The following is a 16,410-nucleotide window of genomic DNA, read 5'->3' as shown; positions in this document are numbered from 1 at the left end:
GCTTCGTCCCGGGGGAAACCGCGCGGGAAACGGGCGCGCCGACGGTGCCCTCAGCCGCTCACGATGCCCACGACGACGTTGATGGCCGTGGCGAGAATGCTGGTGCCGAAGACGTACGACAGGAGGGAATGCCTCAGCACGATCGAGCGGATCGCCGAACTCGAGACGTCGGTGTCGGAGACCTGATAGGTCATTCCGAGGTTGTAGCTGAAATAGAAGAAGTCACGGTACGCGGGCGGGTCGTCCGCGTTGAAGTCGATGCCGCCGTTGGCCTCGTAGTACACGTAGGCGTAGCGGGTGGCGTACATCATGTGCAGGGCGGACCAGGCCAGGAACACCCCGCACAGGGCGGTCACGGCCGCGGCGTGGCCGTTGTCGGCCTGGCCGCGCACGAGCAGCAGCACGATGGCGAACAGCCCGCACAGGGCGACCGCGACCACCACGAGTTCGTCGGTCAGGGGCCGGAAGTCCTCGCGGCGCGCGTTGCCGCGGGTCGCCGCGGCGTTCATCGGCCACAGCACCAGCCAGCCCGCCAGGACGAAGAACAGTTCGGTGGCGGCGATCCCGGCCAGCACGCCCAGGATGACGTCGGTCGGCAGTGCGACGGCCACGCCCACCAGGGCGCCGATGACCACCGCGCCCGTCAGGCGCGGTACGGCATCCAGGGGCAGGATCATCCTCATACACGGCCACGGTATCCCCGTGGCAGCCGGTCGGCCCGGCTCACCCCTGGGTCGGCGACGGACCGGCTCGCTCCGGGGCCGCTTCTCAGACGGGAAACAGCAGGCAACTGCTGGTGGTGTGGGCGAGCAGCCGGTCGGCCGCGTCGAAGAGCTCGGCCTGGGCGAGGGCCGTACGGCGGCCGCTGTTGACGACGGTGCCGACCGCGCGGACCGGGCCGGTGTCCACGGTGATCGGCCGCAGGAACTTCACGGTCAGGTCGAGTGAGGTGTATCCGGTGCCCGGGGGCAGCACGGACTGCACGGCGCACCCCGCCGCGGAGTCGAGCAGGGTGGCGTAGACGCCGCCGTGAACGCTTCCGATGGGGTTGTAGTGCTCCTCCCCCGGGACCAGGGCGAAGACCACCCGTCCGTGCTCGACCTCTTCGAGGGTCATGCCGAGGGTGGCCGAGATCGGCGGTGCGGGCAGCCGTCCGGCCTGCATCTCGCGGAGGAAGTCGAGGCCGCTGTACCGGCCGACCGCGGCGGCGGAGACGGTCGGGTCCTCCCAGTCGTACGTGCGAGACCTGCCCATGACGCTCCCCGTTCCCTCGACGTTCCCTCGATCTGACTTTGCTTTCCGAAGCTAGCTAGTCCGACGTCTGGATGTCAATGTCACAGCCAGCCTACGATGGGGTCCATGACGTGGCTCGACACAAGCACCGAGAACTGCACGGTCCAGCGGACGCTCGACCTGATCGGCGAGAAATGGTCGATGCTGGTCCTGCGCGACGCCATGAACGGCGTACGGCGCTTCGAGGACTTCCGGCGGCATGTCGGACTCTCCGAGAGCGTGCTGGCGGACCGGCTGCGGAAGCTGGTCGCGGCCGGGATCCTGGAGACCGTTCCGTACAGCGAGCCGGGCAGCCGCACCCGGAACGAGTACCGGCTCACCCGCAAGGGCTGGGAACTGTGGCCCGCCATGATCGCCCTCAAGCAGTGGGGTGACCGCTACACGGCGGACCCCGAGGGTCCGCCCCTCGAGGTCGTGCACGCCGACTGCGGCGAGGAGGTGCGCACGACGGTCGTCTGCGGCGCCGGGCACGGCGCCCTGATTCCGCCGGAGGCGCGCACCCGCCCCGGCCCGTCGGCGAGGCGCGCCGACTCCCCGCCCGGCTGACGCCCGGCCGGGAAGGGGCCAGGAAACGGGACCGGTCACCGGGCCGCCTCGTGGTGCCGGAGCCCGGCTCGTGGCAGCGTGGCCTCGTACGGGCCGTCCCAGCACGTCGGACATGGACGTCCGGCGCACGGGCATCTGGTTCGCGTGACCGGCACAGCGGTGCCTCGCGTACGGCGACCGCGGCGCGGGAGGGACCGACCAGTGGAGGAACGATGAGCACGGAGACGGGGCCGCCGGCCCGCGAACGGTGGGCGGCGAGGGCCTCGCTGGCCGCGGCGGCGCTCGCCGTGGCGGTGCCGCTCGTCTTCGGAGGCGTACGCGGATTCCTGCTCCTCCTCGCCGCGCTCGCGGGCATGGCCGTCGCGGCGGCGGCCCTGTGGTGGACGCTGACCCGGCGAGGTCCGGTGCGCTGGATCGCGGGGCTGCTGGCGGTCGCCGTCCCCATCGCCGTCATCGTGGTCCTCGCGGTCACTCTGCTGTGGACCCTGCTGCTGTCCCCCGTGCTGTGGATCCTCGCGGTGTGGAGCGGCCGCTACGCGCTGCGGAGTGCCCGCGGCCGTGTCCGGCCCATGAAGGAGCACCGCACCCCACCGCCACGGCGTCCCTTCGTGCTGATGAATCCCCGGTCGGGCGGCGGCAAGGTGGCGCGGTTCGGACTCGTGGAGAAGGCCGAGCGGCTCGGCGCGCGCGTCGTCCTCCTCGACCCGGAGCACCATCAGGACGTCACCGCGCTGGCCCGGCAGGCGGTCGCGGACGGAGCGGATCTGCTGGGCGTCGCGGGCGGCGACGGGACGCAGGCGCTCGTCGCGGCCGTCGCCGCCGAACACGGTCTGCCGTTCCTCGTCGTCTCGGCCGGCACCCGCAACCACTTCGCCATGGACCTCGGCCTGGACCGCGACGACCCCTCCACCTGCCTCGACGCCCTGTCGAACGGGGTCGAACTCCGGGTGGACCTCGGCTTCGCCGGGGAGCACCCCTTCGTCAACAACGCCTCGTTCGGCGCGTACGCGGCCGTCGTCCAGGATCCCGCCTACCGCGACGACAAGATCGGCACCACCCTGCAGCTCCTTCCGGACCTGCTGACCCGCCAGCGCGGACCGCAGCTGACCGCCCGGGCCGCCGGCACGACGCTCGAGGCCCCGCAGGCGCTGCTGGTGAGCAACAACCCCTACCGCACGAACGACCCGGCCGGTCTGGGCCGCCGCGAGCGGCTCGACTCGGGACTGCTCGGCATCCTCGGCGTCAAGGTGGACAGCGCCGTCGAGGCCGCCGCCCTCCTGCTCTCCCCGGACCCCCAGGGGCTCTCGGTCCTCACCGCGCGCGAAGTGGTCGTCGGCGGTGACAGCGAGGAACTCGAGGTCGGCATCGACGGCGAGGCCATGATCCTGCCCACCCCGGTGCGCTGCCGTGTCGAGCCGGGCGTGCTCCGAGTCCGCGTCCCGAGGAAGCGGCCGGGCGTCCCCGCGGCCCAGCCCACCCTGGACTGGCGCCGGCTGCTCGCGCTGGCGATGCTCGTGGGCCGCACGGCCGGCGTACGACGACGCCCCGGCCACAAGCCGAAGCCGGAGCCACGAACCGACAAGCCCTGAGCACCGCTTCGACCGGCAGGGCTGTCAGCCGTCCCCCGCGGGAGGGAGGGGACCGCGCTCGGCGCGCGGGAGACCGCGCGGAAGACTGATGGCGAAGACCGTGCGGCCGGGACCGCTGGACAGGTCGACGGTGCCGCCGTGGGCGCGGACCAGGGAGCGGGCGACCGCGAGCCCCAGCCCGCTGCCGCCCCGGTCGCGGCTGCGCGCCTTGTCGACGCGGTAGAAGCGGTCGAAGACGCGTTCCTGCTCGGCGTCCGGGATACCGGCGCCGGAGTCGAGCACGCGGACGACCGCCGCCTCGGTGGAGACGGACAGTTCGACGCCCACCTCGGTGCCGGGCGGGGTGTGCACCGCGGCGTTGGTGAGCAGGTTGTCCAGGACCTGACGGATGCGCAGCGGGTCCAGGCGCAGCCGTACGGGTCCGGGGCCGACCGTCGCCGACAGGGCGTGGCCGGGGTGGCCCGCGCGGAAGGCGTCCACGGCGTCGCGGGTCAGCGCGGCGAGGTCGGCGTCCTCCAGGCGGAGCGGGGTCTCGACCTCGGCGGCGTCCAGACGGGCGAGCAGCAGCAGATCGTCGAGGAGGACACCCATCCGGGCCGCCTCGGCGCGCAGCCGGGCCAGGTGCTTCTCGCGTTCCGCGGGCTCGTTGGCGGCGGCGTACTGGAAGAGGTCCGCGTAGCCGCGTACGGACATCAGCGGGGTGCGCAGTTCGTGCGAGGCGTCGGCGACGAACCGGCGCAGCCGCTGTTCGGCCTCGGTGCGCACGGCGAGCGAGTCGTCGATGTGCTCCAGCATGGTGTTGAACGCGGTGCGCAGTTCCTGGACCTCCGGGCCGCCCTTCCCGCCGCCGGCGCGCACCGGGAGCCGGGCGGAGCCGGTGAGGTTGTGCGAGGTGATGCCCCGGGCGGTGTGCGCCATGTCGCTGATGGGCCGCAGGCCGCGCCGCAGCACCGCCCGGCCGGCCACGACGAGTGCCAGCAGGGCGAGGGCGAACGCCACGACCTGGACGGTGATGAGCTGCCGCACGGTGCCCTGGAGGTCGGCCATGGGCGCGGCGGTGACCAGGACCACTCCGGGTTCGACTTCGCAGGCGCGCAGCTTGTAGGCGCCCTCTCCGTCGATCCGCGCGTCGCGCAGGCTGTGCGCGGAGCCCTCGGGCGGCAGGGCCTCGGCGGCGGCCGTGAGGGCGACGGTGTCGGCGGGCACGTCGGCGGGTTCACGGAGCACGGCCCGGCCGCCCCTGACGTCGTACACGGCGGTGAACCAGCCGTAGTAGGGCTGCTGCTGCACGGTGCCGTGGGACGCCGCGTCCTTGGACTGGGCGATCTGGACGAGCTTCATCTGCTGGCCGAGCTGGCGGTCGAGATAGTCCCGCATGTACGTCGTCAGCGCCGTGCCCACGACGGCGAACACGACGAGCGACAGCGCGCCCATCCCGAGGGCGAGCCGGGTGCCCAGGCGGGTCCGGCGATACGCCTCCCGGAGGCCGCGCGAACGGCCGGCCGGAGCGCACGGCTCCCGGCTCCTCACGCGGCGACCTGCCGCACCACGTAGCCGACGCCGCGCACGGTGTGGATGAGCGCTGCCCCTGCGTCGTCGGTGCCGTCGAGTTTGCGGCGCAGCCGGCTGACGACGAGTTCGACGACGTTCGAGCGGCCGCCGAAGCCGTACTCCCAGACGTGGTCGAGGATCTGGGCCTTGGTGAGGACGGTGGGCGACTTGCGCATCAGGTAGCGCAGCACCTCGTACTCGGTGGGGGTGAGCGTGAGCAGCCGGCCGGAGCGCCGTACCTCGCGGGTGTCCTCGTCCATGGTCAGGTCGGCGACCGTGAGCACGGAGCGCTGGAAGCCGGGTCCCGCGCTGCGGCGCAGCACGGTGCGCAGCCGGGCCATGAGCTCCTCCACGGCGAACGGCTTGACCAGGTAGTCGTCGCCGCCCCGGGTGAGTCCGGCGACCCGGTCGGCGACTCCGTCGCGGGCGGTGAGGAAGACGACGGGCACCATCGTGCCGGACTGCCGCAACCGGTCGAGGACGGCGAATCCGTCCAGGCCGGGCAGCATCAGATCGAGCACCACGATGTCGGGGTGGAACGCGGCGGCCCGGCGCAGCGCCTCCTCCCCCGAGTTGGCCGTGACGGCCTCCCAGCCCTCGTAGCGGGCGACCGTCGCGACGAGATCGGCTATCGGAGGGTCGTCGTCCACGACCAGGAGGCGCACTTTTTCCACCCGCCCATAGTGCTTCACCCGTCGGGCGGCGCCATAGCCGCGGCGGCCGGTGATCCACATCGATAAGTACTTGAAAGTCGACCGACAGGAAAACGACAGCTCCCACCCGGCAGGCTCGGTATCCCCACGACCGAACGAGGAGCTGCCCTCCGTGACCACTGTCGAACGTGTCCAGCCGCCCCCTACGGCGATACGCCCGAGGGTGGTGGCCCGCACCGGCCTGTACGCCCTGCTGGCGGCGAACGCCGTCGTGGTGGCGGTGTTCTTCGTCCGGGCCGGGTTCGCCTCGAACACGCTGATCGTGCTGGGCCGGTTCACCGGCCTGTACGCCGCGCTGCTGATGGCCTTCCAGCTGGTGCTCGTCGCCCGGCTCCCCTGGCTCGACCGCCGGATCGGCATGGACCGGCTGACGTCCTGGCACCGCCGGGTCGGCTTCGGCCTGCTGTGGACTCTGCTGTCGCACGTGGTGTTCATCGTCTTCGGCTACGCCGAGGGGACCCCGACGGGCCCGGTGGACGAACTGGTGGAGCTGGCCACGACGGTCGAGGGGGTGCTGCGCGCGCTCGTCGCCCTGGTGCTGATCATGACGGTGGGCGCGGTGTCGGCCCGCTGGGCCCGGCGCCGCCTGGCGTACGAGACCTGGCACTTCATCCACCTCTACACCTATGTCGCGGTGGTGCTGGCGTTCACGCACCAGGTCGCGGCCGGCACGACCTTCACCGCGTCTCCCGTGGCCACGGCGTACTGGTGGACCCTGTGGGGCGGGGCGCTCGGCGCGGTGCTCGTCGGCCGGGTGGTGCTGCCGCTGTCGCGGAACCTGCGCCACCGGCTGCGGATCTCGGCCGTCGTACCGGAGTCCGACACCGTCGTGTCGATCTACGTCACGGGACGCGATCTCGACCGGCTGCCCGCCCGGGCGGGCCAGTTCTTCCTGTGGCGGTTCCTCACCAGGGACCGCTGGTGGCAGGCCAATCCGTTCTCCCTGTCGGCCGCGCCGGACGGCACCCGGCTGCGTCTGACCGCGAAGACGGCGGGCGACGGCACGGCCGCCCTGCGGCATCTGAAGGTGGGCACCCGGGTCTTCGCCGAGGGGCCCTACGGCGCCTTCACCGCCCTGCACCGCACCCGTCCGGAGACGCTGCTCATCGCGGGCGGCGTCGGCGTCACCCCGATCCGGGCACTTCTGGAGGACCTGCACGACCATGTGGTGCTCATCTACCGGGTGGCCGCCGACCGGGACGCCGTGCTCCTGGACGAGCTGCGCGAACTCGCCGACGCCAAGGGAGCCGAGCTGCATGTGGTGACCGGCCCGGCGACGCCGGACAGGCTGGCGCCGCGCGAGCTCGCCCGGCTGGTGCCTGACGTCGCCGACCGGGATGTCTTCGTGTGCGGGCCGCCCGGCATGACCAGCGCGGTGCTGCGCACCCTGGGCGATCTGGGTGTGCCCAAGGCGCAGATCCACTTCGAGCGTTTCAGCCTGGCGGGATGAGAGGGACACCGTGAAACGAGCACTGCCTGTCGTGGCCCTGTCGATCGCGGGCCTGATCCCGCTGTGGCGCTACGCACCGTCGCAGGACACCCCCACCACCACGGAGGCCGCCGAGCCCGCCCCGAACGCACCGTCGTCCCCCTCCTCTTCCTCCCCTTCCTCTCCTTCGTCGTCCTCATCGGGGGCGGCCTCGCGGGTCGTCCGGGGCAGCACGGTCACCACCTCGAAGGGTGCCGTTCAGGTCGAGGTGACCTTCGAGGGCGACGCGATCGGTTCGGTGCGGATGCTCCGGCAGCCGGACCACCCGCAGACCACCGCGGCCGTGCCGAAGCTGATCCAGGAGACGCTCCAGGCGCAGAGTGCCGACATCGACACGGTGTCGGGCGCCACGATCACCAGCGAGGCATACGTGACATCGCTCCAGGCCGCCCTCGACGCGAAGGGTTCGTGAGTGCGCCGCGTCGAACACGTCATGGGCTTCCCGGTCTCGCTGCTGATCGGCGACGAGGACGCCGTCGAGGAGACCGCGGACCCGGTGTTCTCCTGGCTGCGTGAAGTCGACGCGCGGTTCAGCCCGTTCAAGCCCGGCAGCGAGGTGTCCCGGCTGGGCCGGGGCGAGCTGGAGCGGGCCCGGATCAGTTCGGATCTGGCCGAAGTCCTCGGCGTGTGCGAGGAGTTCCGCGTCGCGAGCGGCGGCGCGTTCGACGTGCGGCTGCCCGGTCGCGGCCTCGACCCGTGCGCGGTCGTGAAGGGCTGGTCGGTGCAGCGGGCCGCGGAGTTGCTGACGGCGGCCGGGTTGCGCGCGTTCTGTCTCAACGCGGGTGGTGACGTGGTGACCGCCGGCGGTCCTTGGCGGGTGGGTGTACGCCACCCGGAACGGGCCGACGCCTTGTGCACGGTGCTGGAGATCGGCGACGGGGCGGTGGCGACATCCGCGCGGTACGAGCGGGGCGACCACATCCTCGACGGACGCACCGGCCGGCCGGCGACCGGCCTGCTCAGCGTCACGGTCGTGGCGCCGTCGCTGACCGAGGCGGACGCGACGGCCACGGCGGCCTTCGCGCTGGGCGCGGAGGGCGCCGAGTGGGCCGCCTCACGCGAGGGCTGCGAGGTGTTCGCGGTCGACACCGCCCACCGCGTCTTCCGCACGGCGGGTCTTCCCGTGGCGAGTTGAGCGTGGCGGGCGACGGCGCCCAGGGCGACGACGGGGTGGGTGGCGGGCGCTGATGCCCGTGGCGGGTTGAGCCTGGCGGGCGGTGCGCCGTGCTCAACCCGCCGTCGCGAACCGGGCGTCGCGAACCCGCCGTCGCGAACCGGGCGCCGCGAACCCGCCGTCGCGAACCGGGCGCCGCGGGCGGGGCGGCACGCCGCCCGGCGTGAGTGCCTCGCACCGAAACACGCCGGAAGCGTTGACGTGCCCCTGCCGGAAACCTATCTTCTGGTCGAACCTCCGCACAGCGTACGAGATTTCGAACATCTTGAGCCGTCAAAGGGGACTCACCGTGTTCCGCACCCGCCACTGGTTCGCCCTGGGAGCAGCGCTGACGGCGCTGCTCGCCTCCTTCCTCACCCAGCCCGCCGCCGCGGCCGACGGTCGGCCGTACACGAACCCGGTCAAGTCCCAGAAGGGCGCGGATCCCTGGCTGGAGTACCACAACGGCAGCTACTACCTGGTGACGACGTCGTTCACCAACGAGCTGACGATGCGCAAGTCGCCGACGCTGGCCGGGCTCGCCACCGCGCCCAGCGTGCGGATCTGGTCGGACACCACCTCCGGCCGCAACGCCAACTTCTGGGCACCGGAGATCCACCTCATCGACGGCAAGTGGTACCTGTACTACTCGGGAGCGCAGAGCGGGGCCGCCTGCTGCGACACCCAGCGCACCCACGTCCTGGAGAGCGCGGGCTCCGACCCGATGGGCCCGTACACCTACAGGAACACCCTCACCGGGTCCAATCTCGACCCAGGCGGCTGGTTGATCGACGCCAGTGTTCTCCGGTACGGCGGCAAGCTGTACCTGGTGGGCAGCGGCTCGGTCGGCGGCAGCAAGCAGAGCCTGGTCATCGCGCCGATGAGCAATCCGTACACGCTGAGCAGTTCGGCCTTCACCGTCATCTCCAGCCCCACACTGAGCTGGGAGACCTCCGGCGCTCCCGTCAACGAGGGACCCGAGCCCCTCTACCACGGCGGCCGGACCTTCCTCACGTACTCCGCCAGCTACTGCCAGACCGCCGACTACAAGCTGGGCCGGCTCGAACTGACCGGCACCGATCCGCTCAACCCCGCCTCCTGGACCAAGAAGCAGACCCCGGTCTTCCAGCGCAACGACGCCGCCGGGGTCTACGGCCCCGGCCACAACGGGTTCTTCACGTCGCCCGACGGCACCGAGAACTGGATCGTCTACCACGCCAACAGCTCCGCGAGCGGCGGCTGCGGCAACGGGCGTACGACCCGGGCGCAGAAGTTCACCTGGAACGCCGACGGCACGCCCGAGTTCGGCACCCCGGTCGCGACCGGCACCACGCTGGCGGGCCCCTCCGGGGAGACGGCCACGACCCCGACGGCGTACACCGTGGTGAACCGCAACAGCGGCAAGTGCCTCGACGTGGAGGGCTCGAACACCGCGGACGGCACCAACGTCTTCCAGTGGACCTGCACCGGCGGCGCCAACCAGAAGTGGCGCGTCGAGGACCAGGGCGACGACACGAGCCGCCTGGTGAACGCCGCCACCGGCAAGGTCCTGGACACCGCCGACTGCTCCGCCGCCGACGGCACCGACCTGCGCCAGTGGAGCTGGCTGAACAACAACTGCCAGCGGTTCAGGCTCATTTACACCGGTAGCGACTTCGTACGGATCGCCAACGCGAACAGCGGCAAGGTCGCCGACGTGGCCGGCTGCGGTACCGCCGACGGCATCGACGTACGCCAGTGGACCTGGCTGAACAACACCTGCCAGCAGTGGCAGCTCAAGCCCACCGTCTGACACCGGGAGAGCAACGACCATGCGACGTCTCATCGCCCGCCTGCTGACCGCGGTCCTCGCCACGCCGGCCCTGCTGTTCACCGGCACACCCGCCGACGCGGCGGCCCCGGCCTCCCCCGCGGTGACCTTCACCAACCCGGTGGCCGAACAGCGGGCCGACCCGCACATCTTCAGACACACCGACGGTTACTACTACTTCACCGCGACGGTCCCGACGTACGACAAGATCGTGCTGCGCCGGGCCACCACGCTCCAAGGGCTCGCCACCGCTCCGGAGACGACCATCTGGACCAAGCACGCGAGCGGCGTGATGGGCGCACACATCTGGGCACCGGAGATCCACTTCATCGACGGCAAGTGGTACGTCTACTTCGCGGCCGGGTCGACCAGCGACGTGTGGGCGATCCGGATGTACGTCCTGGAGAGCTCCGCCGCGAACCCGTTGACCGGCGGTTGGACGGAGAAGGGGCAGATCGCCACCCCGGTCTCCTCCTTCTCCCTGGACGCGACCACCTTCGTCGTGGGCGGGGTCCGCTATCTCGCCTGGGCGCAGCGCAATCCGGCCGAGGTCAACAACACCAGTCTGTTCATCGCCAAACTGGCCAACCCCTGGACCATCAGCGGGACTCCGGTGGAGATCTCGCAGCCCACCCTGTCCTGGGAGACCGTCGGGTACAAGGTCAACGAGGGTCCCGCGGTCATCCAGCACGGCGGCAAGGTGTTCCTGACCTACTCGGCCAGCGCCACCGACGCCAACTACTGCCTGGGCATGCTGACCGCGTCCGCCTCCGCCGATCTGCTCAACGCCGGTTCCTGGACGAAGGGTTCGCAGCCGGTGTTCCGGAGCAGTGCCGCGACCTCGCAGTACGGGCCCGGCCACAACTCGTTCACCGTCTCCGAGGACGGCAGGTCGGACGTCCTCGTCTACCACGACCGCAACTACAAGGACATCAGCGGCGACCCGCTCAACGACCCCAACCGCCGCACCCGGCTGCAGAAGATCTACTGGAACGCCGACGGCACCCCCGCCTTCGGCATCCCGGTCGCGGACGGTGTCTCCCCGGTCCGCCTCTCCTCGTACAACTTCCCCGACCGGTACGTCCGTCACTGGGAGTTCCGCGCGAAGATCGAGGCGAACGTCACGAGTCTCGCCGACTCGCAGTTCCGTGTCGTGACCGGCCTCGCGGGCACCGGCACCGTCTCGCTCGAGTCGGCGAACTACCCCGGCTACTACCTCCGTCACAAGAACTTCGAGGTGTGGGTCGAGAAGGACGACGGCACCGCCGCCTTCAAGAGCGACGCCACCTTCTACCGGCGGTCCGGCCTCGCCGACACCGCCTCCGGCACCTCGTTCGAGTCGTACAACTACCCGGGCCGGTACATCCGTCACTACGACTACCTGCTCTACGCACAGCCCGCCGACACGACGGCGGCCAAGGCGGACGCGACATTCTACACCGAGTAGGGCCGCCCAGGGGCAAGGCCGGGCCGGGTGTCCGGAGCGGGGCGGGAACGCCTCGCCGTCGGCCGCCCGACATCGGGGGTCACGCGCGGCGCCCCTTCCGTTCGACGGCCTTCGAGCGCCTACGATCCTGCCGTGGTCCTCTTCGTCCTGGAACGCGCGTCCCGGCACTCCGTCGCCGAGTGCTGGCGGCGCCTGACCGACTGGCCCCGGCACGCGGACGTCGTCCCGCTGACCCGGGTCAGCGTGCGCACGCCTCCGCCGACGCGGGAGGGCACGGTCTTCGTGGCTCGGTCGGGGCTCGGGCCCCTCGCGTTCGACGACCCGATGGAGGTCGTCGCGTGGCGGCCGCCGGGCGACGGGAGCCCGGGAACGTGCCGGCTGGTCAAGCTCGGCACGTTCGTCACGGGCTGGGCCGAGTTCGAGGTGCACCCGACGGAGGGCGGCGGTTCACGGGCGGTCTGGCGGGAGGACCTGAGCGTGCGCGGACTGCCCGGGTTCGCCGACCGGCCGCTGGGGTGGTCGGCCCGGTGGATGTTCGGGAAGGCGATGGACGGGTTGCTCGGACGGGGCGAGGACTCCGGGCTGGGATGAGAGCGCCGGGCGAAGGCCGGGGCGCCGGGCGCGCTGCTGGGGCTCGGACCCTCACACCCCCGCCACCGGAGCGCGGAGCCTCACACCCCCCGCTGCCGGGACGTCGGCGCTCACACCCCCACCCGTATCCGTCAATCCCCCCGCAGAATCGGCGGATTGGCGAGCCGGACCAGTTCCAGGGCCTGTTCCGGGAACCAGTCACCCGCGTCGGGGTCGAGCGTGCCGCGCTCCGGGTCCTCGGGGCCCGGCGTTCCGCGCAGGCAGAGTCCGTCCGACTCGCCGGGCGTCTTGATCCACAGCCGGGCGTCCTGGAGCGGGTCGCCGGTGCGCAGAGTGGGGCGGGCGCCGAGACCGCGGTTCGGCGGGTTGCACCAGTCCTGCGGGTCGGTGTAGGTGCCCGCGGGCGGGGTCCAGGGGCCCTGACCGTTGCGACTGGAGTCGGTGACGAAGTGCTTCATGCGGGACGGCGGCGTGTGCACCCGCGCGTCCAGCCAGGACTGCGCGTCCGCCCGCGGCCACCATTGGTTCGGGCACTCGGCGACGTCACCACCGCCGTCGGCGTAGGCCAGGCAGGACGAGATCAGCTTGCCGTACCAGGAGTTGGCGTCGTCGGTGTTGTAGTTCGAGGCGTTGGTGTAGAAGCCGGAGGCCCGCGCCACCCCGCCCTTGATCAGGCGCGGCACGATGGAACTGACGGTGTGCCAGCCGGGGTGCCCGGTGTCGAGATAGACCCGCGTCCCGGAGAGCGGCTCCAGCCTGTCGACCGCGTAGTTGACCTCGGCGTACCGCGCGGCGGTCTTCGTGCCCTGCGCGTCGTCCTGGCCGCAGTCGGAGGGCAGCAGGGCGAGGGCGTCGGGTTCGAGGGTGACGATCGTGTCGCCGCGCCCGATCCCCCGCGCCACCGCGTCGATCCACGCCTTGTACTCCGCGGTGTCGGCGGCCCCGCCCGCCGAATAGTTGGAGCAGTCCCGGCCGGGGATGTTGTAGAGCGCCAGCACGGCGATCGCGTCGTCGTGGCCGGCGTCGCGCACCACGCCGCGGACCAGCCGCTCCACCTGGGCCGGTGTCTGGTCGCCGAACCACACGGCCTGCGGGGTGTTCACCATCGTGAGAAGGCCGGCCGCGTCGCGGTACCGGCCGGTCCGGGCGAGGTCGACGGCCTGCCGGTACGCCGCCGGGTTGGGCTCCGGGACGTACAGCGACGGTCCGCGGTCCGTGGACTCGGCGGCGTGCGCCAGGGGTGCGGCGAAGAGGGCGGCCAGCCCGACGGACAGAGCGGCCAGCCACGTCGAGGTACGTCGTCTCATACGGGTTCACTCCTGGTTCGCCACGGTCACGAGGGACTTGCGGGAGCGCTCCCACAGGAGATTCGCCGAGGGGCGTGGCTGCGTCAATACAGGGCGCAGAAGAGAAAGGCCACCACGGTCCGTGGTGGCCTTTCTCGGTGGTCCCGGGCTCTCAGGCCACCGACCCGATCCGTCGCGCCGGAACCGAGGACGCGTCGTGGTGGATCGGCGTGTGGGCTCCCGTGAGGGAAACCCCGCTTCCCCCACGCCGGTTGGCCACGATCTCCGAAGCGATCGACAGGGCCGTCTCCTCGGGTGTGCGCGCTCCGAGGTCCAGGCCGATCGGGGACCTGAGGCGGGCCAGCTCGATCTCGGTCACGCCGACTTCGCGCAACCGTTCATTGCGGTCCAGGTGGGTACGCCGTGAGCCCATGGCGCCGACGTAGGCCACGGGGAGCCGCAGCGCGAGCCGGAGGAGCGGTACGTCGAACTTGGCGTCGTGGGTGAGGACGCACAGCACCGTGCGGGAGTCGACCTCCGTGCGCTCCAGGTAGCGGTGGGGCCAGTCCACGACGATCTCGTCCGCGTCGGGGAAGCGGGCCGCCGTCGCGAAGACCGGGCGGGCGTCGCACACCGTGACCCGGTAGCCGAGGAACTTGCCCATGCGGACCAGGGCCGAGGCGAAGTCGATGGCGCCGAACACGATCATCCGCGGGGGCGGGACCGACGACTCCACCAGGATCGTGAGCGGCGCTCCGCAACGAGAGCCCTGCTCTCCGATCTCCAGTGTGCCGGTGCGGCCGGCGTCCAGTTGGGCCGCCGCCTCGCCCACCACCGTACGGTCGAGTTCGGGGTGGGCGCCGAAGCCGCCCTCGTACGAACCGTCGGCACGCACGAGGAGGGCGCGGCCCATGAGTTCGGCGGGACCGCTCACGACGCGGGCGAGCGCCGCCGCCTCCCCGCCCGCGGAGGCGGCCAGGGCGGTCGCGAGCACGGTCCGCCGGGCGGTGTCCAGCGCGCGGACCGGGGTGACGAGGATGTCGATGACGCCGCCGCAGGTCAGGCCGACCGCGAAGGCGTCGTCGTCGCTGTAGCCGAAGCGTTCGAGGACGGTCCCGCCGTCCTCCAGCGCCTGCACGCACAGTTCGTAGACCGCTCCTTCCACGCAACCGCCGGAGACCGAGCCGATCGCCGTGCCGTCGGAGTCGACGGCGAGCGCGGCGCCGGGCTGGCGGGGCGCGCTGCCGCCGACCGCCACCACGGTGGCGACGGCGAAGTCGCGGCCCTGCCCGACCCACCGGTGGAGCTCTTCGGCGATGTCCAGCATCTCTCGGTCTCCTTGACTGCGGTTGCGTGGAGGAACGGCGGGCGTCAGTGGACGCCCATCCAGCTCTCGATCGGGTTGAGCGCGAAGTAGACGAAGAAGATCGCCGTCAGGCCCCACATGAAGGCCCCGATCTCCCGGGCCTTGCCCTGGGCGATCCTGATGGCGACATAGCTGATCACGCCGGCCGCCACGCCCGCGGTGATCGAGTAGGTGAACGGCATGATCACGACGGTGAGGAAGACCGGGATGGCGGTGGCGCGGTCGGCCCAGTCGACATGGCGGGCGTTCATCATCATCATGGCGCCGATGACCACCAGCGCCGCCGCCGCGACCTCGCCGGGGACGATGGCCGTGAGCGGGGTGAAGAAGAGGCAGGCCGCGAAGAACAGGCCGGTGACGACGGATGAGAGTCCGGTGCGGGCACCCTCGCCGACGCCGGTCGCCGACTCGACGAAGACCGTCTGGCCGGAGGCGCCGGCGACACCGCCGACCGCTCCGCCCGCGCCGTCGATGAACAGCGCCTTCGACAGGCCCGGCATCCGGCCCTGGGCGTCGGCCAGCCCGGCCTCGGTGCCGACGCCGATGATGGTGGCCATCGCGTCGAAGAACCCGGCGAGCACGAGCGTGAAGACGATCATGCCGACCGTCATGGCGCCGACCTGGCCCCAGCCGCCGAACTCGACCTCGCCGAAGAGCGAGAAGTCCGGCATCGAGACGGCGCTGCCGTGCAGTTCGGGAGCGCCGCCGGCCCATTGCTTCGGGTCGATGGCCCCGGCGGCGTTGAGGACGACGGAGACGACCGTTCCGGAGACGATGCCGATGAGGATCGCGCCGGGGATGCCACGCGCCTGGAGCATGAAGATCAGCAGCAGGGTGGCGGCGAAGAGCAGGACCGGCCAGCCGGCGAGTTCACCGGCGGGACCGAGGGTGACCGGGGTCGCCTTGCCCTGGTGCACGAAACCGGCCTTGACCAGGCCGATCAGCGCGATGAACAGGCCGATGCCCATGGTGATGGCGTGCTTGAGCGCCAACGGGATCGCGTTCATGATCATCTCGCGCAGGCCGGTGACGACCAGGAGCATGATGACCGCGCCGTACATCACGCACATGCCCATGGCCTGCGGCCAGGTCATCTGCGGGGCGACCTGCGAGGAGAGCACACCGGACACGGAGAGTCCGGCGGCGAGGGCGAGCGGCACCTTGCCGACGAAGCCCATGAGAAGCGTGGTGAAGGCCGCCGCGAACGCGGTCGCGGTGATCAGGGCCTGCTGGCCGAGCATGTCCCCCGCCGCGTCCTTGCCGGACAGGATGAGGGGGTTGAGCAGCAGGATGTACGCCATCGCCATGAAGGTGGTGACGCCGCCGCGCACCTCACGCGCGATCGAGCTTCCCCGCTGGGATATGTGAAAGTACCGGTCGAGCCAAGACCGTCCGGCCGGAACGCGGCTGCCCGCGCCCGCGTCCGTCGCGGCGGTCTTCGGCTCCAGTGACTGCTGGGTCATGTGGGCCTGCTCCCAAGGTTCAAAGGGGCACCCGCGACAGCCGTCCTGACGGCTGGTGAACCGCTGACGCGGTTGCGGGATTTGGGAAGGTGCTTCGGCCGCACGACCCGGGG

At 71.6% G+C, this 16,410-nt stretch carries 15 protein-coding genes; 8 read left to right on the top strand and 7 right to left on the bottom strand.

Annotated features, from left to right (window positions below; all coding sequences use genetic code 11):
* Nucleotides 1-50: 50 nt before the first annotated feature.
* Nucleotides 51-683: a DUF1345 domain-containing protein gene (locus tag ACFWBT_RS13585; protein ID WP_385699219.1), complete on the bottom strand. Its 633-nt coding sequence runs from the start codon at nt 681-683 to the stop codon at nt 51-53.
* A gap of 85 nt (nt 684-768) precedes the next feature.
* Nucleotides 769-1,254, bottom strand: coding sequence for a PaaI family thioesterase (locus tag ACFWBT_RS13580; RefSeq protein WP_385699216.1), 486 nt, complete (start codon nt 1,252-1,254; stop codon nt 769-771).
* A 105-nt stretch (nt 1,255-1,359) separates the two neighbouring features.
* Between ACFWBT_RS13580 and ACFWBT_RS13575 the strand changes: the two genes are divergently transcribed.
* Together ACFWBT_RS13575 and ACFWBT_RS13570 are read left to right on the top strand one after the other, a co-directional pair.
* Entirely contained in the window at nt 1,360-1,839 is a 480-nt protein-coding gene (locus ACFWBT_RS13575) for a helix-turn-helix domain-containing protein (protein ID WP_356466458.1), read from the top strand.
* A gap of 212 nt (nt 1,840-2,051) precedes the next feature.
* Complete coding sequence (locus ACFWBT_RS13570; protein ID WP_385699214.1) at nt 2,052-3,428, top strand: diacylglycerol/lipid kinase family protein; 1,377 nt, start codon at nt 2,052-2,054, stop codon at nt 3,426-3,428.
* A 24-nt stretch (nt 3,429-3,452) separates the two neighbouring features.
* On the opposite strand, the gene ACFWBT_RS13565 is transcribed toward ACFWBT_RS13570, so the two are convergent.
* Complete coding sequence (locus ACFWBT_RS13565; RefSeq protein WP_385699211.1) at nt 3,453-4,958, bottom strand: ATP-binding protein; 1,506 nt, start codon at nt 4,956-4,958, stop codon at nt 3,453-3,455.
* On the bottom strand, nt 4,955-5,653 hold the full coding sequence (locus ACFWBT_RS13560; protein WP_385699208.1) for a response regulator transcription factor: 699 nt from the start codon (nt 5,651-5,653) through the stop codon (nt 4,955-4,957). Before ACFWBT_RS13560 ends, ACFWBT_RS13565 begins: the two co-directional genes overlap by 4 nt.
* 151 nt (nt 5,654-5,804) lie before the next feature.
* Between ACFWBT_RS13560 and ACFWBT_RS13555 the strand changes: the two genes are divergently transcribed.
* From ACFWBT_RS13555 to ACFWBT_RS13530, 6 genes are all read left to right on the top strand, one after another.
* Entirely contained in the window at nt 5,805-7,142 is a 1,338-nt protein-coding gene (locus tag ACFWBT_RS13555; RefSeq protein ID WP_385699205.1) for a ferric reductase-like transmembrane domain-containing protein, read from the top strand.
* 10 nt (nt 7,143-7,152) lie between these two features.
* Entirely contained in the window at nt 7,153-7,593 is a 441-nt protein-coding gene (locus tag ACFWBT_RS13550; RefSeq protein WP_385699202.1) for an FMN-binding protein, read from the top strand.
* A complete protein-coding gene (locus ACFWBT_RS13545; RefSeq protein WP_385699199.1) occupies nt 7,594-8,316 on the top strand; it encodes an FAD:protein FMN transferase in 723 nt (240 codons plus the stop codon).
* A gap of 328 nt (nt 8,317-8,644) precedes the next feature.
* A complete protein-coding gene (locus ACFWBT_RS13540; protein ID WP_385699197.1) occupies nt 8,645-10,126 on the top strand; it encodes a family 43 glycosylhydrolase in 1,482 nt (493 codons plus the stop codon).
* 19 nt (nt 10,127-10,145) lie between these two features.
* Entirely contained in the window at nt 10,146-11,591 is a 1,446-nt protein-coding gene (locus ACFWBT_RS13535) for a family 43 glycosylhydrolase (RefSeq protein WP_385699195.1), read from the top strand.
* A gap of 132 nt (nt 11,592-11,723) precedes the next feature.
* Nucleotides 11,724-12,182: an SRPBCC family protein gene (locus ACFWBT_RS13530; protein ID WP_385699192.1), complete on the top strand. Its 459-nt coding sequence runs from the start codon at nt 11,724-11,726 to the stop codon at nt 12,180-12,182.
* Between the two features lie 131 nt (nt 12,183-12,313).
* On the opposite strand, the gene ACFWBT_RS13525 is transcribed toward ACFWBT_RS13530, so the two are convergent.
* From ACFWBT_RS13525 to ACFWBT_RS13515, 3 genes are all read right to left on the bottom strand, one after another.
* A complete protein-coding gene (locus ACFWBT_RS13525; protein ID WP_385699189.1) occupies nt 12,314-13,489 on the bottom strand; it encodes a glycoside hydrolase family 6 protein in 1,176 nt (391 codons plus the stop codon).
* Nucleotides 13,490-13,640: 151 nt separating this feature from the next.
* Nucleotides 13,641-14,795, bottom strand: a complete 1,155-nt coding sequence (locus tag ACFWBT_RS13520) for an XdhC family protein (RefSeq protein ID WP_385699188.1) — start codon at nt 14,793-14,795, stop codon at nt 13,641-13,643.
* 44 nt (nt 14,796-14,839) lie between these two features.
* Nucleotides 14,840-16,297 (bottom strand): NCS2 family permease, encoded by a 1,458-nt coding sequence (locus ACFWBT_RS13515; RefSeq protein ID WP_385699185.1) that lies wholly within the window; start codon nt 16,295-16,297, stop codon nt 14,840-14,842.
* Nucleotides 16,298-16,410 lie beyond the last annotated feature (113 nt).

Origin of the sequence: Streptomyces sp. NPDC060027, from assembly GCF_042737005.1 — a bacterium.
Lineage (GTDB): Bacteria > Actinomycetota > Actinomycetes > Streptomycetales > Streptomycetaceae > Streptomyces.
The sequence above is the reverse complement of the archived record's forward strand: the minus strand, read 5'-3'. Positions and strand labels throughout refer to the sequence as shown.

Bases quoted from the DNA above. Each gene is read 5' to 3' on its own strand.
- ACFWBT_RS13515 (WP_385699185.1), bottom strand. From the start codon at position 16,297: ATGACCCAGCAGTCACTGGAGCCGAAGACCGCCGCGACGGACGCGGGC.
- ACFWBT_RS13575 (WP_356466458.1), top strand. From the start codon at position 1,360: ATGACGTGGCTCGACACAAGCACCGAGAACTGCACGGTCCAGCGGACG.
- ACFWBT_RS13580 (WP_385699216.1), bottom strand. From the start codon at position 1,254: ATGGGCAGGTCTCGCACGTACGACTGGGAGGACCCGACCGTCTCCGCC.
- ACFWBT_RS13525 (WP_385699189.1), bottom strand. From the start codon at position 13,489: ATGAGACGACGTACCTCGACGTGGCTGGCCGCTCTGTCCGTCGGGCTG.
- ACFWBT_RS13585 (WP_385699219.1), bottom strand. From the start codon at position 683: ATGAGGATGATCCTGCCCCTGGATGCCGTACCGCGCCTGACGGGCGCG.
- ACFWBT_RS13570 (WP_385699214.1), top strand. From the start codon at position 2,052: ATGAGCACGGAGACGGGGCCGCCGGCCCGCGAACGGTGGGCGGCGAGG.
- ACFWBT_RS13520 (WP_385699188.1), bottom strand. From the start codon at position 14,795: ATGCTGGACATCGCCGAAGAGCTCCACCGGTGGGTCGGGCAGGGCCGC.
- ACFWBT_RS13535 (WP_385699195.1), top strand. From the start codon at position 10,146: ATGCGACGTCTCATCGCCCGCCTGCTGACCGCGGTCCTCGCCACGCCG.